We start from the raw sequence: 24,957 nt of genomic DNA, 5'->3' as shown, positions 1-24,957 counted from the left end.
TGATCGAAGACCCCGAGGGCCTAGCGTTCGATCGTGCCCGTGCGGCGGATCTTCTTCTGCAGCAGGAGCACGCCGTAAAGCAGCGCTTCTGCCGTGGGAGGACAGCCCGGCACGTAGATATCGACAGGCACGACGCGATCGCATCCGCGCACCACCGAGTAGGAATAATGATAGTAGCCGCCGCCATTGGCGCAGGAGCCCATCGAAATCACGTAACGCGGTTCCGGCATCTGATCATAGACCTTGCGGAGCGCCGGCGCCATCTTGTTGGTCAGCGTTCCCGCGACGATCATCACATCGGACTGGCGCGGCGAGGCGCGCGGCGCAAAGCCGAAGCGCTCGGCGTCGTAACGCGGCATGGACATCTGCATCATTTCGACGGCGCAACAGGCCAGACCGAACGTCATCCACATCAGCGAACCGGTTCTGGCCCAGTTGATCAGCTCGTCGGTCGAGGTGACGAGAAAGCCCTTGTCGGCAAGTTCATTGTTGATTTCGCCGAAAAACGGATCGTTCGCGCCGACCGGCTTGCCGGTCGCGGGATCGATGATGCCCTTGGGGGCCTCGGCCACCATGGTGTTCGTGGTTGCTACTCCCATTCGAGTGCTCCCTTCTTCCATTCATAGATGAAGCCGATGGTCAGCACGCCGAGGAAGGCCATCATGGACCAGAAACCGAACCAGCCCATGCCCTTGAACGCGACGGCCCAGGGGAACAGGAAGGCGACCTCCAGATCGAAGATGATGAACAGGATCGACACGAGATAGAAACGAATATCGAACTTCATGCGCGCGTCGTCGAACGCATTGAAGCCGCACTCGTAGGCCGAAAGCTTTTCGTCGTCCGGCGCCTTGAAGGCGACTGCGAACGGCGCAGCAAGAAGCGCCAGCCCAATGACCAGCGAGATGCCGATGAAGATGGCGATCGGGATATAAGAACCGAGAAGGTCTGTCATTGTTTTGTCCCTGCCCGCGGCCGCGCCGGTGAGGCGCGGTTGGCGTCTGCCTGCAGGCCGAAAAATGTTGCAACGCCAAAGTCGTTAGCGCAGCCCGCGCCATGGCGCAAGCCTCGCATCTTGTTTTCATCCGCTCGTCCAAGCGAATGAAGAGTCTGCATATTCTGCGGTTCCGATCCACCCGTACGGCTCGCATCCGAAGCAATAGCGAGTTGCAACCTACATAGCGGTTTTCGTGGAAATTACCAGTCTTGGAGAACCCTCGAAGGGTGGAAGGGCAAAATGTCGCGGCCCTCTTTCGAGGACCGCTGATCGACATTTTCATTTTACTCTGAGAGTAAAATGGCGCGAGTGACGGGGCTCGAACCCGCGACCTCCGGCGTGACAGGCCGGCACTCTAACCAACTGAGCTACACCCGCGCATTGTTTGGAAAACCGTTCTTTTCAGTCCGTCTTCCGTGACCGTTCAGCGTTGCGCCGTTCGATGAGCGGCTGTTTACGGGGGGTTTCGGGGAGTGTCAAGCACGTTGAAATACAAAATCATGACAAACGCGAATTTCTTATCGACAACCGGTCAGTGTCTGCTCGCCTCTCCCTTCCCAAACGCCTGAAAATCAGGGCTTAGCGGCAAAAAACCTCTCTTTTTCCAAGTCTTAGAAAAAGATGCGGCTTTTCCACTATACGGGTCTCTCTCCGTAACGACCGGCAGAGAGACGCGAAAACAGGCGCTTCAACATGGTGAAAACGCGCAGAATCCCTGAAAATAGGCGCATCGGGACCAAGCCGGCAAAAAAGTTCGAAAAACCGCACCTGCGGCCTTGCGGTTTCCAGCAGTTCCGAATACATCACGCCCACCAACACGGCGGGCGATTAGCTCAGTTGGTAGAGCGCCTCGTTTACACCGAGGATGTCGGCGGTTCGAGTCCGTCATCGCCCACCATTCTTCCCCGCTTTTTTACCTCTCTTGTTTTGGCGTTATGAGCGCGGCATCGGTGCACGGCTCGCGAACGCGCGTATGCGCGTCGGTCTTGTCACATCACACCGCCGTGTAGGCGGCGCTGAGCAGGGTTTGCGTATAGGCCTGACGTGGCGCCGCAAACAGGGCGTCGGTCTCTCCTTCCTCCACAATCTCACCGTCCTTCATGACGATGACATAGTCCGCCATGGCCTTGATGACCGCGAGGTCGTGGCTGATGAAGATGTAGGAAAGCCCATGGGCATCCTGAAGGCTCCGCAGGAGGTCGATGACCTGTCCCTGCACCGAGCGATCGAGCGCCGAGGTTGGCTCGTCCAGAATGACGAGGCGCGGTTTGAGAATCATGGCCCGGGCGATTGCGATGCGCTGCCGCTGGCCGCCGGAAAACTCGTGCGGATAGCGGTTGCGGGCCTGCGGATCGAGACCGACCTCCTTCAGCGCTGCTATGGCGCGCTTGTCGCGATCGGCGCGGCTGAGAGCTGGTTCGTGGACGTAAAGCCCTTCGGTGATGATCTCGCCGACCGTCTGGCGTGGTGAGAGCGAACCGAACGGGTCCTGGAAGACCAGCTGCATCTCCCGCCGGAGCGGGCGCATCGCCTTTCGGTCGAAGCCGGCGATATCCTGCCCGTCGAAGCGGATGATGCCGGAAGCGGGAACGAGTTGCAGCAGCGCCCGCCCGAGCGTCGATTTTCCCGAACCCGATTCGCCCACGACGCCGATGGTCTGCCCTTCCCGCAGGCGGATGCTGACCTTGTCCACGGCACGAAACGTTCCGGAGCGGCTGGAGAAGAGGCCGCCACCCGTCGCGTAATCGACGGAGACACGCTGTCCGTCGAGGAGGATGGGCGCCGAGGCCTCAACCGGCGGCTTTTCGCCACGCGGTTCCGCGTCCAGCAGCATCTTCGTGTAGTCGGCCTGCGGGCGCTCGAAGATATCTGTCGTCAGCCCCTGCTCCACCACCTCGCCCCGCCGCATGACGACCACCCGATCGGCGACGTGACGTACCACGGCGAGATCATGGGTGATGAGAACCACCGCCATGCCGAATCGTGTCTGCAGCGACTGGAGGAGATCGAGGATTTGTGCCTGGATCGTCACATCGAGAGCGGTCGTCGGCTCGTCCGCAATCAGGATGTCGGGATCGTTGGCGAGCGCCATCGCGATCATGGCGCGCTGACGCTGCCCGCCGGAGAGTTCGTGCGGATAGCTGTCGATGCGCCGCCGCGGGTCGGGAATGCCGACGAGTTCGAGCAGTTCGAGGACGCGTGTCCGCGCCTGCCGGAAGCTGCCGCCGCGATGGTGGACGATCGGCTCGGAGATCTGCCGGCCGATGGTGTAGAGCGGATCGAGCGAACTCATCGGCTCCTGAAAGATCATGGTGATCTTCGCGCCGCGCACCGTATTCAGCGCCTTTATCGGCAGGCCGATCAGGTCCTGCCCACGATAGGACGCCTTTCCCGTCACCCGGCCGTTTGCGGCCAGCAGCCCCATGATGCCCATCATCGTCTGGCTCTTGCCGGAGCCGCTCTCGCCGACCACGGCGAGCGTTTCGCCGGCGCGCACGTCGAGATCGATCCCCTTGACCGCCTCGACCGGCCCATCCGGCGTATCGAACGTCACCTTGAGATCGCGGACGTCGAGAATGATGTCTTTTGGTTCCGGCATGTCAGCGGTCCCTCGGATCAAGTGCGTCGCGCAACCCGTCGCCCACAAAGTTCAGCGAGAACAGGGTGAGGACGAAGAAGATGGCGGGGAAGATGAGCAACCAGGGCGCCGACTGGATGTTGTTCGCCCCTTCCGAGATCAGCGCGCCCCAGCTCGTCAGCGGCGCCTGCACGCCGAGGCCGAGGAAGGAGAGGAAGCTTTCGAGCAGGATGACCTTGGGAACGACGACGGTGACGAAAACGACGACCGGGCCGATGGTGTTGGGGACCACGTGCCGGCGGATGATCTGCCAGTCGGTCAGCCCCAGCGCCTGCGCGGCCGCCACGAACTCCCGGCGCTTCAGCGCCAGCGTCTGACCGCGCACGATTCGCGCCATATCGAGCCACTCCACCGCGCCGATGACGAGGAAGATGAGAATGAAGGACCGGCCGAAGAAGACCACGAGCACGACGACGAGGAACACGAAGGGCAGCGAGTAGAGGATCTCGACGAAGCGCATCATGATGTTGTCGACCCTGCCGCCGAGATAGCCCGACGTCGCCCCGTAGAGGACGCCAATGCCGAGCGAGACGAGACTGGCGAGCAGGCCGACGGCCAGCGAGATCTGGCCGCCCAGCATGACGCGTGCAACGAGGTCGCGACCGTTCGAATCGGTGCCGAACAGGAAATATTCGCGTGACACGCGGCCCTCGACCACGATCGTCCGGCCGTCGTCCCGCGTTTCCGTGACCGTCGTGTCGTCGAACTCGTTGGCGCGGTCGATGTAGCGGGTCGTGCGGGGATCGATGGCCGCGTCGGAGGTGAAGGTCGCAGTGAACGTCTGCCCCTCGACCTCGAAGGCCTGAAGCGTGACGCGCGCCCGCGTCGCTGCCGATGAGATCGCGCCCTGCAGGCTGTCGGCACCCGGCCGCGGCTCGAGGCTCGGCGGCACCGAGACGTAGGAGGGAAACACCTGATCGTAGCTGTGGCTGATGAACAGCGGCCCGACAAACGAGAACAGCGCGACCAGTACCAGCACGACGCTGCCGGCCATGGCCGCGCGGTTGCGCCGGAAGCGCATCGCGGCAAGCTGGAACAGGCTGCGGCTGGCCGCTTCCGGCTGAACCGCCGGCTGTACGTTCGGCATTCGGGCAAGATCACTCATGGCGAACCCTCGGATCGAGCAGGCCGTAGAGAATATCGACCACAAGGTTGAAGACGATGACGAAGACCGCGATCAGCACGACCGTGCCCATGACCAGCGTGTAATCGCGGTTGATGGCGCCGAGCACGAAGAAGCGGCCGACACCGGGAATGGTGAACAGCGTTTCGATGACGGCCGATCCGGTGAGAAGGGCTGCGGCGCAGGGCGCGAGATAGGAGACGACCGGCAGCATGGCGGCCCGCATCGCATGCGTCACCACCACCGTTCGCGCCGGCAGGCCGTAGGCGCGTGCGGTGCGGATGTGGTCGGTGTGCAGCGCCTCGATCATGGCGCCGCGCGTCAGACGCGCAAAGACGGCCAACTGCGGCAGGGCGAGCGCGATCATCGGCAGGATCAGGTATCGCAGCGAGCCATCGCCCCAGCCACCGGCCGGCAACCAGGACAGGGTAACGGCGAAGACCAGTGTCAGCACGGGGCCGACGACGAAGTTCGGCACCGTCACGCCCACCGTCGAGAGCGTCATGATGGCGACGTCAATAAAGCTGTTCTGCCGCAGAGCCGCGAATGTGCCGGCGGCAACGCCGCCCACCAGTGCAACGCCCAACGCCCAGAGGCCGAGCTCGATCGAATAGGGCAACCCCATCCCGATCAGCTGATCGACCGTATTGTCGCGGTAGATGTAGCTCGGGCCGAAATCGCCGCGCACGACGTTGCCGAGATAGCGCAGATATTGCTGCCACAGCGGCAGATCCAGCCCATAGGCTTTGTTGAGATTGGCCATGGTCTGTGGCGAGAGCGGCCGTTCGAGGTTGAATGGGCCGCCAGGGGCAAAGCGCATGAGGAAGAACGAGATCGTGACGACGATGAAAAGGGTCGGCACAGCGCTCGCCAGTCGGCGAAAAACGAAGGATAACATGGCCTTCTCCGATGGGAGGCATCTGGTTGAAGGAACCAACCGGACCGCAAGTCTTCTCCCGCCTGTGGGGGAGAAGACCCGGGGCTTCGTCGGCATTCCCTAAAAGAGCACCTCGGGAAGCTGGCGCAATTATTCCGCAATACTCAGGTATCGGCTCGGGTGTTCGTTATTGGCGTTGTCGACCCAGCCCTTGACCTTCTTGGAAACGAGCCAAAGCTCGTTCTGGTAAAGGAGCGGCGCAACGGGCTGTTCTTGCATGAGGATCGTCTCGGCCTCGTGCAGCAGCTTGGCGCGGGCTGCCGGGTCCTTCTCGTCGTTCGACTTCGCCATCAGCGCGTCGTAGTCGGCATTGCTCCACTTGGCATAGTTGAAGGTGACGTTGCTTGTGGTGTTCATGGCGAGGAAGTTTTCCGGATCGCCGTAATCTGCCGTCCAGCCGGCACGCGCAACGGAGAACTTGCCGCCCTCCTGAAGGTAGGCGTAGTGCGAGGAGACGTCGAGATTGACCATCGTCACCTTGGCGTTGAACGCCGTCTTCCACATATCCGCGACGGCGGTCGCGACCCGCTCGTGGTTGGGGTTGGTGTTGTAGCGGATCTCGATGTCGAGCGGCTTGCCGCCCTCGCCATAGCCAGCCTCCTTCAGGAGCGCCAGAGCGTCGTCCTCGCGGTCGAGCTGGCTCTTCGTCGCGAAGTCGGCAACCGACGGCGTACCATAATCCGGCAGGCCCGGAGGAACGAAGCCATAGGCCGGCTGCTGTGAGCCGCTGTAGATTTCCTTTGCGAGGAAGTCGCGATCAATGCCCATGGAGAGCGCGCGGCGCACACGGACGTCGTCCATCGGTGCGGTGCGTGTGTCGAACACATAATAATAGGTGGCGAGCGCCGGCGAGATATGCACCTCGTCGCCGACCAGGGTCTTCAGCCGCGCGATCTGATCGGCGGAGAAATTATAGTTCACATGAAGCTCGCCCGCCTCGTAGCGACGCACGGCAGCGGCCTGATCCTCGAGCGGGTAGAAAACGACCTTGTCGAGCTTGATGTTGGCGGCGTCCCAGTGTTGCTCGTTCTTGCTCAGCGTCAGGTGATCGTTGGCAACGTGCTCGGTCAGCTTGAAGCCGCCGTTCGACACCATGATGCCCGGCTTGACGAAGTCCGTGCCGTTCTTCTCGAAGCTTGCCTTGGAAACCGGCAGAGCCGTCTGATGAGCGAGGAGTTCCAGGAAGTAAGGCGTCGCGCGCTCGAGCGTGATCTCCAACGTCTTCGCGTCGATGGCCTTCACGCCCAGCTGATCAAGAGCCAGGCCACTCTTGTTAATCTTCTCGGCATTCTTGATGGGGTAAAGGATGTTGGCATAGCCGGCCGCTGTCTTCGGATCCTCGATGCGCGACAGCGAGAAGACGAAGTCTTCCGCCGTCACCGGCGATCCGTCCGACCATTTGCCGTTTTCACGCAGCTTGAAGGTGTAAACCGTCCCGTCGTCCGAAACCGTCCAGCTCTCGGCCGCACCCGGCACGATCTCGCCCTTGGCATCATGTGTTGTCAGGCCTTCGTAAAGGTCCTTGAGGATGAACGCCTCGATGTTGATCGACGTATGGGCCTGATCGAGCGTCTGTGGCTCGCCGGCATTGCCGCGGTTCAGTACGGCCTCGGCAAGCGCAGGGCTTGCACCGAGCAAAAGCGAGCTGATCAGGGCAGCGCGTCGCAGGTGTCGTGTCACGGCAGTCAGGGGTGCGGTCATCGGTGATCTCCTTGCCCGTTTGCGCCATCAAGCTGGCGCCAAAGCGACAACAAAGGCGAAAAAATGCATAAAGGCAACCCTCTTGCAGCGCTGGATCTCCATGGACGCCGGAAGCGAAATCTCGGGTTTACAGTCCAAGCGGTTGCAGGATCGTCTTCAGGGGATATCCTCATCGTTTCCATGCTCTACGCCACGAACCGCACGAAGGCACGCTTGCACCTTACGTCAAAAGCCGTCTCTCCCTTCGCACTGATGAGACGGACGGATCTCGCTTCGCGCAGACACAGAAATGCGACAGCCGGTGGTTGCTGCCGCGTTCCTTCCGGCTTTTCGCCGACCTGAGACGTCGGACCGACGACGTGTAGGCAAACGCTGTCCGACAAAACTCACACCGACAGCGGCGGTGCGTCGTTTTCATCTGGATTGGGATTCGGCGTTTCGTCGGGCAGCCGATCGGGTTCCGGTTCCGTGATCGGCGGCATGGGTGTCGGAATCGGCGGATTGCCGGGGTTCGGCGTGGGAATGGGATCAGGCACGTTAGACATGATGTCTCCTGTCAAAATGGGTTTTGCAGCCGGTTGGACGGGCTATCGTTGGATTTCGGCCTGCCGCATCGGCATGCTGTCGATTTCGGCGAAAAGCACATCGGGATCGACCACGTCGTCAAAGCGGCTTTTCACGTGGCCGTCCTTGCCCACCAGTACCAGGGCGAAGGTACCGGGAGCGCAGGCCAGTTCCTTGCGCAACGTATGAGCCTGCGGAACGACGTCTGAGCCGAACTCGGGACGAACGTCGTTGCCATCCACCGTAAAGATCGCCAGATCGCGGTGGCGAAGCGCATCCTTGTCCCCCATCAGGACATGAAGCTGGGTATCCGACTTGAAGCCGGCAGGGTCCGCGAAGATCACGAGCACGCGTTTTTCCCACTGCAGATCGTGCAGGTTGCCGGATGTTTCTTCCGGATGAGGGCCGACGCCAAAAATCTCGGTCATCAGGGATTTCAGCATGGTCGTCTCCTTTGCTTTCACGTGTCAGTCGAACGAAGCACCGCGAGCGCCCAGCAGTTCACGCGCCAATTGACGGATCGCTTCCTCCGCCACGTCGCGATGCCAGCCTGATGCCTCAGCCTGTTTGATCAACTCCTGAAGTTCGCCCGGGATTTCAGCGCCAGCAGCCGAACCCATGCTCACTTCGCCGCTCGTCGTCACCGCGTGGAAGGCATCGCCAAGTGTTGCCTTGCAGGCCTCGACGTCCCTGTTACCCTCCATCGTTCCATGCCCGAATGTCCTCGGTTCCACATTGCTGCTCATGACCTTTAACCTCCCGCGCGCATCGGCGCACCACGCGCGCCTGCGTTACCTCTGCAACACTTGGATCGACACGATTGTTCCGGATGGCACCCGGATGGCGCCAAGAGTTGTCATGACAGCATCTTGCCAGATGACGCCGGATTGCTATTTCGTCATACCAATGAGACGAGCGCCGGTGCTGCCGCCGTCTCACCAAAAGACGGACGGACAAACGGTGGTGGGAATGGCCGAGAACAATCGGGCCGACGGGGCTGGAGCCATAAGTGGTGCAGAAGCTCCACAAGACGCATTCGCCTTCCTGGGAAAAGGCGGAGAGATCCGGCAGTTGATCCGCGAATTCGACTGGAGCGCCACGCCGCTCGGACGGGTCGAGACGTGGCCAGGAAGCCTTCGCACCGCGACCGCCCTCCTTCTTCAGTCCCCGGTGCCGATCGTCATGCTCTGGGGCGAGCACGGCATCATGATCTACAACGACGCCTACTCGGGCTTTGCTGGCAAGCGTCACCCGCAGCTTCTGGGTTCCCGGGTGCGCGAAGGCTGGGCCGAGATCGCCGATTTCAACGACAATGTGATGAAAGTCGGGCTTGCAGGGGGGACACTGGCCTATCGCGATCAGGAACTGACGCTGCATCGGCGCGGCGTACCGGAACAGGTCTGGATGAACCTCGATTATTCTCCTGTGCTCGACGAGACGGGAACGCCTGCGGGCGTCATCGCCATCGTGGTGGAAACGACGCGAGAGGTTCTGGCGCGCCAACGAATCGCCCGCGAGCACGAGCGGCTGCTCCAACTCTTCGCGCAGGCGCCGACCTTCATGGCCATGCTGCGGGGAGAGAACCACGTGTTCGAGCTGGTCAACCCGAACTACCAGGCGCTGATCGGCAACCGGGACGTGATCGGCAAGCCGGTCAGCGAAGCACTGCCGGAGCTTGCCGACCAGCGTTTTGGCGATCTCCTTGATGAGGCCTATCGCTCCGGCGAGCCTGTCAGTCGCTGGTCCGAGCGAATCGTTCTCGTCCGCTCACGGGAAGCGGGACCGGAAGAGCGCTTTGTAGATTTCGTCTATCAACCCATCACGGTCGACAGCGGCGAGGTTACGCATATCTTCGTGCAGGGATCCGACGTGACCGAGCGGGTGATTGCCGAGCATCGGCAGCGCCTGCTGGTCAACGAACTCAATCACCGTGTGAAGAACACGCTCGCCTCCGTGCAGGCGATCACGTCGCAGACGCTTCGCGGCGCCATGTCGCTGAAAGAGGCATCCGATTCCATCAACGGGCGCATTCTCGCGCTCTCGCGTGCCCACAACATGCTGACCGCGCAGAACTGGACCGGAGCCGATCTCAACGAAGTGCTGGAGACAGCGCTTGCGACGCATGACGATCCGGACCATCCCCAGCTCGACGTAACCTCCCCACCCTTGCGGCTGGAGCCACATGCAGCGCTTTCCCTGGCGCTGGCGCTCCACGAGCTCGCCATCAACGCGGCGAAGTTCGGCGCGCTATCCCGCACGGAGGGTCGCGTGGAGATCATTTGCGAGACGAGCGTGGTAGAGGACCGGGACGTCTTCCGAATGACATGGCGCGAGATCGGCGGACCGCCGGTGCACGCGCCGCAGCGGCGCGGTTTCGGGTCCCATCTCCTCGAGCGTGCCCTGCCTGCCGAGCTTTCCGGACAGGTACACATCCATCACAGGCCGGATGGCCTCGTCTTCGAACTGGCCGCTCCGCTTTCCGCCATCCGCGAAGGCGTCGGCCTTGGATAAGCTTGCCGGAAAACGCGTGCTGATCGTGGAGGACGAGATGCTGGTCGCGCTCCTTATCGAGGACTTCATTCTCCAGCTCGGCTGCGAGATCGCCGGAATGGCCATGCGGCTGGAGCCGGCCCTAGACCTTGCCCGCACGATCGATCTCGATGTGGCCATCCTCGACATCAACCTCGCGGGGAAACCGTCCTTCCCCATTGCCGAAACGCTGTTGGGGCGCGGCATACCGTTCGTCTTTGCGAGCGGCTATGGCGCGGCGGGCCTTGATGGCTCCGGCATCTCGGCACCGGTTCTGCAAAAGCCGTTCGATGTCGGCGATGTCAGACGCCTGCTGACGGCGGCACTCTGACGCCCTTCCTGTGCCGCGCTTCCGGCCCACCTGCAATGTCACGAAACGGTCATTTCCGCGTCATTGCCGTCACGTATTATCTTTCAGAACGCTTCGAAAAATTCATCGGCTCTATGATGATTGATAGGCCAGTTCTTGGAATCGCCAAGGGCGATCTGTCCTGTACAATCGCATGCCAGTCAAACCTGTGGAGATCATCATGACCACAAGGGATTTCGGTCTTGGTGCCGACAGATGCCCGGATGCTCGGCATGCCCCTCGCGGCGGTCATGCGCTGCAGCGCGTCTTTGAGGACCATTGCACGGCCGGCGCCGAAACGGGCGACGTCGCGGCGGCGCGCAGAATCCACGTCTTCCAATGCGGCATGATCAGCGAAGCCGCGCTGCAGGACCTCCTGCAGGATAGCGACCGCCGCAAACAGCGGCGATGAAATGACATGCCGCCCGACGATAGGCGCGGGCCGCGTCCTCTTCAGGTATCGACCTTTTCCTTTTCCCGCTTCGGCGCAGCGCGCTTCGGCTCTTCGGGAGCGGGCGGCGAATACGGCGTTTCGCCCTTCGGCGTCGGCGCCAATAGGTTCTTCAGCGACGAAAGGCGATCTTTGAGCAGAGGGCGGAACCGCGTTGCGCGGTAGGGCATGTCGGCTGCGCCGTAGCCTTCCGGGCCGTCGTCATTGCCACGGTTGATTTCCTCCAGCTTCACGCCGATGAATTCACCGTCGATGTAATGGCTATACGGGCCGACCCAGCGGATCGTGTAGATCTCGCCCTTGCGGATCAGCTGGTCGATCGAGACGTTCTTGAACTTGTCGTCGATGCAGACGACCTTCTGGCCGACATGGAAATTGTTCATCGCTGCCTCCGGCCCGAATGGCCACGCTCGAATGAGAAAAGCCTGCCACGCATGCGTGCTCCGGCTTCTCCTTGCAGTCACCGCCTCGTCGCAAATGCCGCAAGCGATAGCATTGAGGCAGGACTATCGTCCACGGCAGCCATGGAGATGAAAGCCGGTACGGTGCATCCGTATAGTGCCTGATGGCATCCGCCCGCAAGTCCGGCGCAGGACGTGACCTGCCGCCGGCGTCTGCATGCCCTCATAGCCGGTGCAACACCACATCCGGGCAGGCCTTGCGGGCGATCTCACAGAGGTGTTCGTGATGAGTCAGGTAGATGACCTGGCCGACGCCCGCCATATCCGCCATGAGCCGGAAGGCGTGGAAGGCGCGGGCGTCGTCGAAGGTCTCCATGATATCGTCGGCAATGAAGGGCAAGGCCTCGCGCTGGGCGCTGATCTCGTGGAAACCGGCCATGCGCAGCGCGAGATAGAGCTGGAAGCGCGTGCCTTTAGAAAGGTCTTTCGCAAGCTTGGTTGCACCCGAAGCGGAGCGGACCAAAAGGAACTCCGCCCCTTTCTCCATCTCGGTCGAGAGACCCTCATATTCCCCGCCGCTGATGGTGGCGAAGGCCGTGGACGCCCGCTGCATCATGGCGCTGCGGTGCCGCTCCCGATAGAGGCGCAACGCCATGTCGGCGGCGAGCAGGCCGGAACGCAGCCGGAGATAGGCAAGCGCCTGCTCCTCGATATCGGCGAGCACCGTGCGCCGACGCTCCTCGATATGAGCGGCCGCATCGTCGCCCGCGGCCTTTTCCAGGCCGCGCTCCGCATCGCGCAGTTCGGCATGGCGATCCTGCACCATCCGGTCGGCCTCCTCATGGCGCGCGGCGAGTTCGGCCGCCTCGCGGCGAAGCCCGTCCTCGTCCAGAGCGACGAGAACCATCTCGGCCTCATCCGCCGTGCCGACGCGCAAACGGGCGGCAAGGTCGGCCTCGGTTTCCACAATGCGTTCGCGCAGGCGCGTCCGCGCCTTTGCGCTTTCAAGGTGGGCGGCGACATCGCCGAGTTCCGTGCAGCCGAAAAAGGCAAGCATGTCGCGCTTTCCGGCCTCATGCCGCTCCAGCTTTTCGGCCAACGCCCGCGCCTCGCGTTCCCGCTCCTCCAGCTCCGTCGACAGACGGTCGAACAGCGCCTCCACATGCTCGGCGCTTGCCATCCGCCGCTGTAGCGCGGTGAAGATCGCAAGCGGATCGTCGCCGGAGGTATCGTCGATAGATGGCGAACCCAGCCGCGCGCAGCAGCTGGCGATGACGTTCGCGAATGCTGTCTGGTCGCGGCCCATCGCCTGAATGCGGTGGTCGAAATCGTTGCGCCGCTGAACCAGACGGTCGATCTCGGCAAGCACCGCAAGCGTCGGCATCACTTCGGCCAGGCTCGGCACCTCGCCGTGCGGCGCAAGCCAGAGGCCGGAGAGACGCTCGCCCCAGGCATCCGCCCATGCCGCCATCGCCGCATCGGCCGCGTCCGCATCGCCGCGGCGCGATGCAAGCGCCGCCTCCGTTCGCTTCAGGTTGTCCGAAAGGGTCCGCCCCTCGGCCGCCTCGGCCTGCGCCGCCATTAATACCCGCTCGCCAAAAGCCAGCGCCGTCTCGAAATCATCCGGCAGCGAAGCCCCATAAGCGAAAGCCGCGGCGAGCCGGGCCATGGCTCGCGCCTCGTCGGCATCCGCCTGGGCCGATTTCTGGCGCATGGCACGCAATGCGGCGCGTGTTTCCAGCGTCTTCAGCCGGCGTTGCAGCCAATCCTCCAGCCGCGCCAGCGACACATCCGCAGGGAGATTGCAGGCGGTGGCCGCAGTATTGATGGTGGCCTCCAGCACGCTACGCTCCGCGAGCAGGTCCGCGCGCTGCCGGTCGTACGCCGCCTGTCGTGCGGTCAGGTCGGCGATCGTCACCGCCAGAGCGCGGCTGCGGGCGATATGTTCGGTCTGGGTCAGCCGCAGGGCGCTCGCCTGATCGTCCTTGTCGAGCGCGCTTGCGAACCGATCGGCCGTTTCCGGCGTCAGCGCCCCCCGGTGCGACTGCCAGGCCGCATCGCGCGCAAGGCGCAGCGCCGCCACCCGCGCATCGTCGGCAAACTCCGCCTGCGCCAGAAGCGTATTCCGCTCGGCCTCAGCGGTGGCCATTTGCAGCGCGACGTCGGCGCGGCGCTCGTCGAGCCGGCGCAGGCGCTCGCTCACCGTCTCGGTCTTGAACGACCAGTCAGCCAAATCGCCTTCCGCCGGAACCGGCGCGCGTGCAAGGCTTTCGGCATCGTACCGGCCCGGCAGGGCTGCCAGCTGGTCGGCGAGAAGATCCTCGAGCCGCGCCGCTTCCTCGCGCGCGGCCTTCTGGCGGAGCGGAAAATCCTCGCGCCTCAGAGCCCGCAGCAAGTCGGACAGCGCCTGTGGATCGGCGGTCGTCTGCATCGCCGAAGCCTGTCCTGGCGGCCTCTCGCCAACCGTCCCGGCTCGCTCGACCGCGTCGCGATGAGCAGCCTCCGCCGTTGCGAACTCCCGACGGGCCGCCTCCTGCCGCTCGGACAGGCGCGCATGCGTCTCGGCCAGCGCGCGCAGCTTGCCGACGGTTGCTGCCGGAATCAGAAGCGTGGCAGGGTCCTCGTCCTCGCCGCGTCCGAGTTGCAGCAGCCGCGCGGCGAGGTCGGCGGTTACCGCCGCCCTTTCTTGCGTGCGCGAGGGCATGTCCTGCGCTGCCGTCCGGTAACGGGCTTCGAGGCCCGAGCTTTCCAGATGGCGCAGGTCGGCGCGCAGCGCGAGCACGGCCTCGTCGCGCGCGAGCAGGTCTCGCTCCTGCGTGCGGCGGGCGATATCCGCCGCGATCTGCGTCAGGCGCGTGCCGATCTCGGTTTCCGCCCGCATCAGCTCCGGCAGCATCTGATGCCAGACGGCGGGCGGGTCCGGAAGGTCGCTGAGCGTCGCAAGCTCGCCACGCAGCGTCCGCAGCCGCAGAAGGAGCGGCAGACCGTCGAGCTTCGCCTTGACCCCGTCCCACTGGACGCGCAGCCCGGCGCGGGCGGCGAGCGCCGCCTCGTGCCGCTCCGTCGCCAGATCGCGCGTCTTGCGCAGCGCGGTGTATTCCCGCTGGCTGACATCGATGGCGGCCCGCTCGTCCTTCAGCGCATCCAGCTCCGCCTTCAGCTCGGCCAGCCGGTGCTTGCGCGCCTGCGGGCGATAGAAGGCGTCTGTCCGGCCCTTGAGCTCCGCCATGACGCCGGTGAGGTCCGGCAGGCCCGAACTGGCGGAAAACAAGAGAGACCCAAGCTCGCCTTCGCTCCGCAGGATGCTCTCGCCGCCCTTTTCGATGCTGTCGTCGTCGAGCGAGAACATCAGCTGATAGGTCGCGCGATCCACCGTGCCGAAGGCATTGGCAAGAAGCCCTTCGGGCAGCGGCTGCTCGTTGGCGTCGATCAGCGTGTTCTGCTGGCGCTTGACACGAAACAGGGACTGGCCGCGTCCACCGGTTTCCACCGTCGCGCCGATGCGCATGGCGGGGTATGGATGCAGAAAATTGTAGGGGCTGCGGCCTTCGATGCCGAAGAACAGGTCGAGCACCGCCGAAAACAGCGTGGACTTGCCCGCCTCGTTCGGTCCGTAGACCAGATGCAGGTCCGGCTTGCCGGGCCGGGCCGGGCCGAAGTCGAGCTGCTTGCCGGTGAACTTGCCGTAGCGGACGAGATCGAGCGCGGACAGACGCATTATTGACCTCCCTCGCCGGCCCGCACATGCGCGAGCACCTCGTCGCTGCCGTCGCGCGCGATCTCCGCCAGAAGCGCTGCAACAGTCGCCTCGTCCGTTCCAAAGGTTTCCCGCAACTCGCGCGGCAGCTGGCCCAGAAGCTCGGCCATGAGATCGGCCGCCTGCTGGCGGAACGCGTGCGAGGCGAGCACATCGCCGTGGATCAGCGCCGACAGTTCGGCTGCGGGATCAAGACCGGGATCCGCCTCACCAACCATCTCCGGCGCGTGGCAGTCGATCTCGATCTTCTCCACCCAGCAGCCCGGCAACGCGTTGGCAAGACCCGTCACCTCATCCATCAGGAAGGCCGGATCGCGCTTCAGGCGGAAGGCGAGCGGCGTCGCGCCCGTCAGGTGCAGGCGCAGGATCAGCTGCTCGGCACCGGCCGCCGCCACGCGGCGTGCGAGCTCGTCGCTGATGCGGGCCAGAAGCTCGCGCCATTCCGCGACACCGGTAAGGCCGATCGTCGCCCGCTCGAACACCGCGCCGCCGATGCGGCGCTCGGCGTGGTGGATCTCACCGCCGGCCTCGATCGTCACAAGCGTCACGCTCTTCGCGCCCGCTTCGTTGATATCGCGGCCCTGAGGCATTCCGGGCATGACGATCAGCGGCGTTTCGCTGTGCACCAGGCGATGATGCACATGGCCAAGCGCCCAGTAGTCGAAACCATGTGCGGCAAGCTCCGCCACGCTGCAGGGCGCGTAGAGATCGTGCCCCGGCGCGCCGGCAAGGCTCGTGTGCAGCATGCCGATGTTGATGCTGTCTGCCTGCGGACCCGGGAAGGACGGCAGCAGACTGTCCGGCGCGTGCGGCTGGTCGAAGCCGATGCCGTGAATGTAGACGGCGCGGCCATCCGGTAGCATCGCTGCCTTTACTGATTTCGTGCGGTTGGAGAACACATGCACATTGTCCGGAAAGGTCAGCTCGCGGCGGATGGCGGACTGGTTGTCGTGATTGCCGCGAATGACGAAGACGCGCACCCCGGCGGCCTCCAGCCGACGCATCTCGCTCATCAGGAACAACGCCGTGTTCATCGAGGTCTGCGAACCGTCATAGAGATCGCCCGCGATCAAGAGCGCATCGACCGCCTCCGCGATACAGAGATCGACGATGGCCGTCAGCGCCGCACGGGTCGCCCCGCGGACATGCTCGGCAAGCTCGCCGTTGCGAAGCGCCAGACTGCGGAGGGGAGAATCGAGGTGGAGGTCTGCGGTGTGAACGAAGCGGAAAGCCATGCCCGACCATGGGCCTGCCGATGCATCGACGTCAATCGTTTCGGCCTGGGCGGCCCCGTCTTTCCACGGCGTCGTGCAGCTAATCGAGTGTCGATCACAGGAACCGACAGGTTCCTGTCATCGAGACCTGATATCCAGGCCAGGCCAGTGCGGAACCGACCAAGCGAGCCCCATCACAATGGCTGTGGCGCTTCCGACACCGCCGCAGGGTTTCGCGCGGCCCGCCTTGACATCCCTGTGATCGGATTTGACATGGACCCTCATAACGTCCATCTCCAGTCTATGAAAACGACCTTCGACGTCTCCGACAAGCTGTTCGAGCTCTATCATCGCGTTCATCGGCTCATCAACCAGTCGATGACGGAGGAAGGCGTGTCGCTGGCCCGCAGCAAATTTCTGTTCTTCCTGAACAAGCTCGGCCCCTGCCGCTCGACGGATATCGCCTGTGCGCTCAATTTCGCGCCGCGCACCGTGACCGAGGCGATCGACGGGCTGGAGCGCGACAAGCTCGTGGCGCGTCAGCCGGACCCTGAGGATCGCCGCGCAAAGATCGTTTCCATCACCGATGTCGGGCGTATCGCGCTGGAGGCGGCCGAGCACCCGCGCAAGCAGCTGATCGAGGAAATCTTCTCGGCACTCGATGACGAGCAACTCGATCAGTTGCATGAGATCGTCAGCAAGCTCGTCCGCCGCACCGACGAGATCCGCGAGCGGCGCGAGCAGGAAGAGGCCGTCAGGCCGGCAACGGCCGCAGAAGCCTGAGATCAGCCGCCAGGCATATATCTCACCGGCCTTGGGAGATCGGACCTGCTGCACACAGGCCCGACCTTGTGGACCCCGACGTTGCCGGGGCACTTCTCGTTACATCGCGTCGATCTTGCCGATGCTCCAGAACATCGTCTCGCCCGAGCTGTCGTCCACGCCGTCATTGTCCGTCACGACGAAGCCGGTTCCGGTTTCATCGACGGCAAAGCCCTCCACCTTGTCGAGAACATAGCCGTTCAGCGTCTTCAGGTCCGGAAGCAGATCGCGGAACTCTTCCTTGGCGACGACCGGCAGCGGGCCGCCGAGCTTGGCGGGCTTCAGCTCGGTCAGCGCCACGCGATAGATCTTCTTCAGCTTTGCTGCCTGGCCGACGAGGTTGTCGCGCTCGATGACATAGGCATAGTTGCCGTGAATGGTGATTTCGGACAGACCGACCCAGCCCTCGCCCTTCTTCTCCAGCGGATAGCGCACGGCGCCCCATTCCTCGGACTTCGGATTGTAGGAAACGAGCTTGACGAAGCCCTTCTCGTCGTCCTTCCATTCGCGCTGCACGGCCATCCACAGCGTCGTGTCATCGCCCTCGCCTGTTACCGTAATCCCCTCGAAGCCGAAGCGGGTCTCGCCCGCACGCAGGGCTTCCGGCAGGGCGATCTCCTTCTTGATCTGGCCCTTTGCATTCACCTGATAGAGCGCATGCGGCACCAGCTTGTCGGAATTGCCTTCGGAGGCGAGCCAGAAGCCGTCGGCCGTTGCGACGATGCCCTCGATATCAAGCTTCTGCGCCGGCGCGCCGTCGCGGGTGATCGTCAGAGCGTCGATGATCTCGGCCGGGCTCTTGGTCGTGTCGATGGTGAAGATGCGCGGTTCGGCGCCATAGACCGAGTCGCTGACCACATAGAGCTTGCCAGGCTGGCCCGGAACGGCCGCAAGACCGGACAATGCGCCGAAGCCGATCGGCACACCGTCCTTCTCCACGGAGCGGATCTGCGGATAAGCCGGTTTGCCCTCCTTGCGCTCGTAGATCATCACATGCGAGCGCGCCGCACCGTCCTCAATCAGATCGGCCTCGTTGGCGGTTACCAGCAGGTTGCGAGCAGGAATGGCGACGCCGCCTTCCGGCGAGATGCCCGAGGGCAGCAGTTGCAGCAGTTCGGGTTCGGCGCCCGTGTCCTTGTAGACGCCGACGAGCGATGCGCGCTCCGCCAGCACGAAGAACAACCGGTCTTGCCCGAACGTCGCAGCTTCCAGACCCTCCGGCTCGATGCCCTTGGCGGCAGAACGCTTCTCAGGGTAATGCCCGATGGCGGCAGCGGCATGCTCGAAACTTGCACCGGCCTCGTAGAGCACCTTGCCGCTCGTGTCGAAGATGGTGAAGCTGCGCGAGCCGCCCTTCCAGTCGCCCTCGTTCGCCACGACCAGCCTATCGTCATCCAGCCACTTCACGGCGTCCGGCTCCCGGGTCACGCCCTTCAGCGACCCGGTGAAGGAAAGCTTGCCGTCGCGCTTCGTATCGACCTTGTCGAGATCCACCGTGCCAGCGGAGAAATGCGAGACGATGTCGCCCGAGCGGCCGTCGAGAATGACGATATGGTTGTTCTCCTGCAGCGTCAGCGCGATCTGATCCTTGCCGTTGAACGAGACGAATTCCGGCTCAGGATCGTCTCCTCCGACATCGGCGAGACCCGTCAACGAGACGTGACGGATCGTAGCGCAGTCCGGCGTGCCCTCGGTGAGCTTCACGATGACGAGGTCGCCCGCCGGCATCTGCGGCAGCGCTCCGTCGTTCACCTTCTCGTCGCGCTCGTTTTCGATGGCGATGGCGGCGAGCGTGCGATCCTTGTTGACGGCAACCGAATCGGGCTGGCCGCCGAGTTCGCAGCTTGAAGTGACCGTACGCCCGGCAATATCGACGGCGGCAAGCATGCCCGATGGGTTGGCACGGTCGGGGCTCGTGTTAACGGCGACGAGTGCCTTGGTGCCGGCCACCGTGACCGATGTGGGCTCGCCCTCGAAGGAGACGATGCCGCCGGCCCTGGGCGCCACGGCATCCGTGATGTCGATGAAGCCGATCGCTTTCAGCGGGCTGTCGGAATAGATCAGCGTGTTGCCGTCATCCGTTGCGGTGACGATCTCGGCCGAGGTCACGGTCTTGCGGTCGGTCCCGGCCGGCAGATTGTCCGCGACGGCGAAGGACGAGATGCGGTTGAAGACGGGCTCGGCATAAGCACTGCCAGCGACCGAGGTCGCAAGAAGGGCCGCGAGTGCGGCGGTGACGGATATGGTTTTCATGAGACATCCCCTCGGCGTTCACACGGCGGTTCGGGCCGCGTCGCCGCTTGCATCGATGCACGCGGCACAATCCCGGAGTTTGTGAAGCGCCCGCATAACAGAGGAATGACAGAGACGAAAAAGGCCCGGGAAAACCCGGGCCTGAAGGTAAGGAGCGCGGCGTGAGCCGTCTCCTCTCGCGCAGCAGCGCTTTGTGGTGTTGGAGCAGCCAGTCGGCCTCCCCGATAGGGATGCGCGGCGCTCGGCTGTGACCATGGCAAGGCGAAGCGAGCCGCTTCGTCCAGATATGCCTTAGGAGTTCACAGCGTCCTTGAGGCCCTTGCCGGCCGCAAACTTCGGAACGTTGCGAGCAGGGATATCGACTTCCGCACCGGTGGAGGGGTTGCGGCCCTTGGAGGCTTCGCGGCGGCTTACGGTGAAGTTGCCAAAGCCGACGAGGCGAACGTCGCCGCCGTTCTTCAGTTCACCCTGGATCACGTCGAACAGCGCTTCGACAGACGCAGCTGCCTCTTTGTTCGTGATGCCGGCCTTTTCGGCAACAGCCGATACGAGCTCATTCTTGTTCATGTTTCCACCCTTTCAACTTGGTCCGAAACGACTTGTTTTCGGGCGGCCGCGCCAGTGTCGCAGCGGTCGCCTTGGCAACCCAATCGCGCCGAATGCCCGCAATTGCAAGGCTTTGCGGTGCATTTTACGAAAAAAGACCGGCGCAAGGGCCGGTCTTCCACTGTTTAAGCGATGAACAACGTTGCGAGGACACCCTCATCGAGCCCGAAAATCACTCGCGCCGCGCGTTCAAGGGGCTCCGGGAAAGCGGTGTTGCCACTCTCCCGGAATGCGTCCTCAATGGGCGAAGCCGGTCGTCGTTTCGTCCGTGTCCGCCGCGACCTTCACCGGCGTAACGTTCTTTGCCGGATCCCACTCGATGGCTTCCGGCATGCGAACCAGAGCGTGCCTCAGAACCTCGCCGATCATCGACACCGGGATGATCTCCATGTTGTTCTTCACATTGTCCGGAATCTCCGCCAGGTCCTTGGCATTCTCCTCCGGAATGAGCACCTTCTTGATCCCCCCACGAAGCGCTGCAAGCAGCTTTTCCTTGAGGCCGCCGATGGGCAGAACCCGGCCGCGCAGGGTGATTTCACCCGTCATGGCTACGTTCTTATCGACGGGAATGCCCGTCATGATCGAGACGATGGCCGTTGCCATTGCAACGCCGGCCGATGGACCGTCCTTCGGGGTTGCCCCTTCGGGAACATGGACGTGGATGTCGCTCGTGTCGAAACGCGGCGGCTCGATGCCGAAGTCGATAGCGCGCGAGCGGACATAGGATGCCGCTGCCGAAATCGATTCCTTCATCACATCCTTCAGGTTGCCCGTCACCGTCATACGGCCCTTGCCGGGCATCATCACGCCTTCGATCGTCAGCAGTTCGCCGCCGACCTCGGTCCAGGCCAGACCCGTGACCACGCCCACCTGGTCGGTGCGCTCGGCTTCGCCATGGCGGAAGCGCGGAACGCCCAGATAGTCGTTGATGTTCTCGGCCGTCACCTGGATGCTCGTGGCCTTGCCCTTGAGAATTTCGGTCACCGCCTTGCGGGCGAGCTTCATCAGCTCGCGTTCGAAAGAGCGGACACCGGCTTCGCGGGTGTAGGTCTGGATCACCGCCATCAGCGCGCCGTCCGTCACCGAGAATTCGGCCGGCTTCAGGGCGTGGTCGGTGATGGCCTTCGGCAGGAGGTGCCGTTTGGCGATCTCCAGCTTTTCCTCTTCGGTGTAGCCGGCGATCCGGATGACTTCCATACGGTCCATCAACGGCGCAGGGATGTTCAGCGTATTCGCCGTCGTAATGAACATCACGTTCGAAAGGTCGTATTCGACCTCCAGATAGTGGTCCATGAACGTTGCGTTCTGTTCCGGATCGAGCACCTCGAGAAGCGCCGACGACGGATCGCCACGGAAGTCCTGGCCCATCTTGTCGATTTCATCGAGCAGGAAGAGCGGGTTGGACTTCTTCGCCTTCTTCATCGACTGGATGACCTTGCCGGGCATCGAGCCGATATAAGTGCGGCGGTGACCGCGGATTTCCGCCTCGTCCCGAACGCCGCCGAGCGCCATGCGGATATATTCGCGGCCGGTGGCCTTGGCGATCGAGCGGGCGAGCGAGGTCTTGCCGACACCCGGAGGACCGACGAGGCACAGGATCGGCCCCTTGATCTTCTGCGAACGCGCCTGCACGGCCAGATATTCGACGATGCGTTCCTTGACCTTGTCGAGGCCGAAGTGATCGAGCTCAAGCACCTTTTCGGCGGCATTGAGGTCGGTCTTGACCTTCGACTTCTTGTTCCAAGGAATGCCCGTCAGCCAGTCCAGATAGTTGCGCACGACGGTGGCTTCGGCCGACATCGGGCTCATCTGACGCAGCTTCTTCATCTCGGCGTCGGCTTTTTCCCGCGCTTCCTTGGAGAGCTTGGCCTTGTTGATCTTGTCTTCCAGTTCAGCCATCTCGTCGCGGCCTTCCTCGCCGTCGCCGAGCTCCTTCTGGATCGCCTTCATCTGTTCGTTCAGATAATATTCGCGCTGTGTCTTCTCCATCTGGCGCTTGACGCGCGAGCGGATGCGCTTCTCGACCTGGAGAACCGAGATCTCGCCTTCCATGAAGCCGAGCGCCTTTTCCAGACGTCCCTTCACGCTCGTCGTTTCCAGCATTTCCTGCTTTTCGACGATCTTGATGGACAGATGCGACGCAACCGTATCGGCCAACTTCGAGTAGTCCTCGATCTGGCTGGCGGCCCCGACAACCTCGGGCGAAATCTTCTTGTTGAGCTTCACGTAGCTTTCGAACTCGGAGACGACGGAGCGCGAGAGGGCCTCGATCTCGACCGGGTCCTCGGCCGGTTCGGCCAGCGGATGCGCCATCGCCTCGTAGAATTCCTCGCGGCGCGTATAGCCGTCGATTTCCGCACGCGAGCGCCCCTCGACCAGCACCTTTACGGTGCCGTCAGGCAGCTTCAAGAGTTGAAGCACGTTGGCGATGGTGCCGATCTGGTAGATCGCAGAGGGCTCCGGATCGTCGTCGCCGGCATTGATCTGGGTGGCAAGCATGATCTGCTTGTCGGTACCCATGACCTCTTCCAAAGCACGGATCGACTTTTCGCGACCCACGAAGAGGGGCACGATCATATGGGGGAACACCACGATGTCACGCAGGGGAAGGACTGGGAAGGTCCCGCTCTCGGCTGCCGGAGACGTTTTGTTCGTCATGTCATTTCCTTTCCGTCCCGTTTCCGGGAGCGTTACCCGAAGCACGTCAAGGGTGCTTCCGGTCATCACTTTTTCCACTGTCAGAAGTGGAGGTTGCGAGACCCGTTTTCAACCCTCCGACGGCCCGACCCAGCGGCAATCGAAGCGTATCGAACAGTAGAGGCTACGTTGCTGTCGCGGACCTTGCCGCGCAACCACAAGCCTCATGATTCGAACCACCGTCCCAGACACGAACCCGTCATATCATCGCGCTGCCGGGATGATTTAGCAATGGTGGAATGAGGGGTCGAGAGAGCCTTGCACCGTGCGGCCGGATCTGCAACCGAGCGCCGTGAACATCCTGCCCGCCCCCTGGCGCGGTCCGTCGCTACATCTTCACCGTTCACGCGCTCGGCGTCGAAAAACCGACTCTGCCGAAAGACGCCGGCAACGCTCTGGCCGGCTTCATGATCGGCAGCACCGCGCTTGCGACGGCCCGCCTGACCGCCGTCTACAACAGATATGCGCCGATACAGACCGACGACGAAAAAGGGCTCGCATCGCTGCGAGCCCTTCATGCATTCGGTCATTCATAGGGTTCCGGCTGATCGCTTCGCGAGCTGGAAACAAATCACGCCGAAACGTTGGCCTTCTCGTCCGTGCGCTCCGAGTAGATGTAGAGCGGGCGGGCGGAACCCTTGACGACTTCGTCGGAGATGACGACTTCGCGCACACCTTCGAGCGTCGGCAGTTCGAACATCGTGTCGAGCAGGATCTTCTCCATGATCGAACGAAGGCCACGGGCGCCAGTCTTGCGGATGATGGCGCGCTTGGCAATTTCGCGCAGCGCGTCTTCGTGGAAGGTCAGTTCCACGTCTTCCATCTCGAACAGGCGCTGATACTGCTTGATCAGGGCGTTCTTCGGCTCCGACAGGATCTGAATCAGCGCGTATTCATCGAGGTCCTCAAGCGTTGCCAGCACGGGCAGACGGCCGATGAACTCGGGGATGAGGCCAAACTTCACCAGGTCCTCCGGCTCCAGCTCGCGCAGGACCTCGCCGACACGGCGATCTTCGGGAGACTTGACCGACGCCCCGAAGCCGATCGACGTCTTCTCGCCACGGGCGGAGATGATCTTATCGAGGCCGGCAAAGGCGCCGCCGCAGATGAACAGGATGTTGGTCGTGTCCACCTGCAGGAATTCCTGCTGCGGATGCTTGCGTCCACCCTGCGGGGGAACGGAGGCGACCGTGCCTTCCATGATCTTCAGCAGCGCCTGCTGCACGCCCTCGCCCGAGACGTCCCTGGTGATCGAGGGATTGTCGGACTTGCGCGAGATCTTGTCGACTTCGTCGATATAGACGATGCCGCGCTGGGCGCGCTCGACATTGTAGTCGGCGGACTGAAGCAGCTTCAGGATGATGTTTTCAACGTCCTCACCGACATAGCCGGCCTCGGTCAGCGTCGTTGCATCGGCCATCGTGAAGGGCACGTCGATGATGCGGGCCAGCGTCTGGGCGAGATAGGTCTTGCCGCAGCCGGTCGGGCCGACGAGCATGATGTTCGACTTGGCCAGCTCGATGTCGCTGCCCTTGGCGGAATGCGCCAGGCGCTTGTAATGGTTGTGCACGGCGACCGACAGGATGCGCTTGGCCTGCTGCTGGCCAATCACGTATTCGTCGAGAACCTTGATGATTTCCTGCGGCGTCGGAACGCCATCGCGGGACTTCACCATCGAGGTCTTGTTTTCCTCGCGGATGATGTCCATGCACAGTTCGACGCATTCATCGCAGATGAAAACGGTCGGCCCGGCAATCAGCTTCCGGACTTCGTGCTGGCTCTTGCCGCAGAAGGAACAATACAGGGTATTCTTAGAGTCACCGCCGTTGCTGCCGCTGACTTTGCTCATTTCACTTTCCTTCCAGCACGCCGCGCGTCCCCTGCGGGACGCAACGAACCACTCAAACCGCTCCGCAGA

The 24,957-nt window shown here is 62.9% G+C and carries 20 protein-coding genes, 2 tRNA genes and 1 pseudogene; 6 read left to right on the top strand and 17 right to left on the bottom strand.

Annotated features, from left to right (window positions below):
* Positions 1–20: 20 nt before the first annotated feature.
* The 3 genes from GA0004734_RS09635 to GA0004734_RS09625 form a co-directional block, all read right to left on the bottom strand.
* Positions 21–599 carry a NuoB/complex I 20 kDa subunit family protein gene (locus GA0004734_RS09635; protein WP_092933271.1) on the bottom strand — a complete coding sequence of 193 codons (579 nt, stop codon included), beginning with the start codon at positions 597–599 and terminating at the stop codon, positions 21–23.
* A complete protein-coding gene (locus tag GA0004734_RS09630) occupies positions 590–955 on the bottom strand; it encodes an NADH-quinone oxidoreductase subunit A (RefSeq protein WP_062468417.1) in 366 nt (121 codons plus the stop codon). The genes GA0004734_RS09635 and GA0004734_RS09630 overlap by 10 nt, the downstream gene beginning before the upstream one ends.
* A gap of 343 nt (positions 956–1,298) precedes the next feature.
* Positions 1,299–1,375: transfer RNA gene (locus GA0004734_RS09625), tRNA-Asp, on the bottom strand.
* Positions 1,376–1,819: 444 nt separating this feature from the next.
* Between GA0004734_RS09625 and GA0004734_RS09620 the strand changes: the two genes are divergently transcribed.
* A tRNA-Val gene (locus tag GA0004734_RS09620) sits at positions 1,820–1,895 on the top strand.
* A 96-nt stretch (positions 1,896–1,991) separates the two neighbouring features.
* Here GA0004734_RS09620 and GA0004734_RS09615 read toward each other — a convergent pair.
* The 7 genes from GA0004734_RS09615 to GA0004734_RS09590 form a co-directional block, all read right to left on the bottom strand.
* On the bottom strand, positions 1,992–3,596 hold the full coding sequence (locus GA0004734_RS09615; RefSeq protein WP_092933269.1) for an ABC transporter ATP-binding protein: 1,605 nt from the start codon (positions 3,594–3,596) through the stop codon (positions 1,992–1,994).
* 1 nt (position 3,597) lies between these two features.
* The gene (locus GA0004734_RS09610) at positions 3,598–4,740 is read right to left on the bottom strand and encodes an ABC transporter permease (protein ID WP_092933267.1); all 1,143 of its coding nucleotides are present in this window, start codon (positions 4,738–4,740) and stop codon (positions 3,598–3,600) included.
* Positions 4,733–5,656: an oligopeptide ABC transporter permease OppB gene (oppB, locus tag GA0004734_RS09605; RefSeq protein WP_092933265.1), complete on the bottom strand. Its 924-nt coding sequence runs from the start codon at positions 5,654–5,656 to the stop codon at positions 4,733–4,735. The genes GA0004734_RS09610 and oppB overlap by 8 nt, the downstream gene beginning before the upstream one ends.
* Before the next feature lie 129 nt (positions 5,657–5,785).
* On the bottom strand, positions 5,786–7,396 hold the full coding sequence (locus GA0004734_RS09600) for a peptide ABC transporter substrate-binding protein (protein ID WP_092933263.1): 1,611 nt from the start codon (positions 7,394–7,396) through the stop codon (positions 5,786–5,788).
* A gap of 386 nt (positions 7,397–7,782) precedes the next feature.
* The gene (locus GA0004734_RS25930; protein ID WP_092933261.1) at positions 7,783–7,941 is read right to left on the bottom strand and encodes a hypothetical protein; all 159 of its coding nucleotides are present in this window, start codon (positions 7,939–7,941) and stop codon (positions 7,783–7,785) included.
* Positions 7,942–7,983: 42 nt separating this feature from the next.
* Positions 7,984–8,403 (bottom strand): DUF4174 domain-containing protein, encoded by a 420-nt coding sequence (locus GA0004734_RS09595; RefSeq protein ID WP_092933259.1) that lies wholly within the window; start codon positions 8,401–8,403, stop codon positions 7,984–7,986.
* Between the two features lie 24 nt (positions 8,404–8,427).
* Positions 8,428–8,706, bottom strand: a complete 279-nt coding sequence (locus tag GA0004734_RS09590) for a hypothetical protein (RefSeq protein WP_139056256.1) — start codon at positions 8,704–8,706, stop codon at positions 8,428–8,430.
* 325 nt (positions 8,707–9,031) lie between these two features.
* Between GA0004734_RS09590 and GA0004734_RS09585 the strand changes: the two genes are divergently transcribed.
* The 3 genes from GA0004734_RS09585 (at position 9,032) to GA0004734_RS09575 (ending at position 11,250) form a co-directional block, all read left to right on the top strand.
* A complete protein-coding gene (locus GA0004734_RS09585) occupies positions 9,032–10,471 on the top strand; it encodes a sensor histidine kinase (protein ID WP_245292387.1) in 1,440 nt (479 codons plus the stop codon).
* Positions 10,464–10,820: a response regulator gene (locus tag GA0004734_RS09580; RefSeq protein ID WP_092933253.1), complete on the top strand. Its 357-nt coding sequence runs from the start codon at positions 10,464–10,466 to the stop codon at positions 10,818–10,820. The genes GA0004734_RS09585 and GA0004734_RS09580 overlap by 8 nt, the downstream gene beginning before the upstream one ends.
* Before the next feature lie 199 nt (positions 10,821–11,019).
* Entirely contained in the window at positions 11,020–11,250 is a 231-nt protein-coding gene (locus GA0004734_RS09575) for a hypothetical protein (protein WP_092933251.1), read from the top strand.
* Between the two features lie 41 nt (positions 11,251–11,291).
* Here the strand turns inward: GA0004734_RS09575 and GA0004734_RS09570 are convergent, their stop codons facing one another.
* From GA0004734_RS09570 to GA0004734_RS09560, 3 genes are all read right to left on the bottom strand, one after another.
* Positions 11,292–11,672: a CAP-Gly domain protein gene (locus tag GA0004734_RS09570; RefSeq protein ID WP_092933249.1), complete on the bottom strand. Its 381-nt coding sequence runs from the start codon at positions 11,670–11,672 to the stop codon at positions 11,292–11,294.
* A gap of 241 nt (positions 11,673–11,913) precedes the next feature.
* Positions 11,914–15,408, bottom strand: a complete 3,495-nt coding sequence (locus GA0004734_RS09565) for an ATP-binding protein (RefSeq protein ID WP_092933247.1) — start codon at positions 15,406–15,408, stop codon at positions 11,914–11,916.
* Positions 15,408–16,682: a metallophosphoesterase family protein gene (locus tag GA0004734_RS09560; RefSeq protein WP_092933245.1), complete on the bottom strand. Its 1,275-nt coding sequence runs from the start codon at positions 16,680–16,682 to the stop codon at positions 15,408–15,410. Before GA0004734_RS09560 ends, GA0004734_RS09565 begins: the two co-directional genes overlap by 1 nt.
* Before the next feature lie 282 nt (positions 16,683–16,964).
* On the opposite strand from GA0004734_RS09560, the gene GA0004734_RS09555 reads away from it, so the two are divergent.
* Positions 16,965–17,444: a MarR family winged helix-turn-helix transcriptional regulator gene (locus GA0004734_RS09555; protein ID WP_092933243.1), complete on the top strand. Its 480-nt coding sequence runs from the start codon at positions 16,965–16,967 to the stop codon at positions 17,442–17,444.
* 99 nt (positions 17,445–17,543) lie between these two features.
* On the opposite strand, the gene GA0004734_RS09550 is transcribed toward GA0004734_RS09555, so the two are convergent.
* The 3 genes from GA0004734_RS09550 to lon form a co-directional block, all read right to left on the bottom strand.
* Positions 17,544–19,736 (bottom strand): esterase-like activity of phytase family protein, encoded by a 2,193-nt coding sequence (locus tag GA0004734_RS09550; protein WP_092933241.1) that lies wholly within the window; start codon positions 19,734–19,736, stop codon positions 17,544–17,546.
* Between the two features lie 291 nt (positions 19,737–20,027).
* Complete coding sequence (hupB, locus tag GA0004734_RS09545; protein ID WP_062468444.1) at positions 20,028–20,303, bottom strand: DNA-binding protein HupB; 276 nt, start codon at positions 20,301–20,303, stop codon at positions 20,028–20,030.
* Between the two features lie 276 nt (positions 20,304–20,579).
* Entirely contained in the window at positions 20,580–23,000 is a 2,421-nt protein-coding gene (gene lon / locus GA0004734_RS09540) for an endopeptidase La (RefSeq protein ID WP_245292386.1), read from the bottom strand.
* A 353-nt stretch (positions 23,001–23,353) separates the two neighbouring features.
* On the opposite strand from lon, the pseudogene GA0004734_RS09535 reads away from it, so the two are divergent.
* A pseudogene (locus GA0004734_RS09535) lies at positions 23,354–23,575 on the top strand (hypothetical protein); the annotation flags it as partial.
* Between the two features lie 35 nt (positions 23,576–23,610).
* Here GA0004734_RS09535 and clpX read toward each other — a convergent pair.
* Positions 23,611–24,888, bottom strand: a complete 1,278-nt coding sequence (clpX, locus tag GA0004734_RS09530; protein WP_062596659.1) for an ATP-dependent Clp protease ATP-binding subunit ClpX — start codon at positions 24,886–24,888, stop codon at positions 23,611–23,613.
* Positions 24,889–24,957 lie beyond the last annotated feature (69 nt).

It is taken from the genome of Rhizobium sp. 9140 (assembly GCF_900067135.1).
In the GTDB taxonomy this organism is placed as follows: Bacteria; Pseudomonadota; Alphaproteobacteria; order Rhizobiales; family Rhizobiaceae; genus Ferranicluibacter.
Note: the sequence above shows the minus strand (reverse complement) of the source record. Positions and strands in the feature narration are given on the sequence as shown.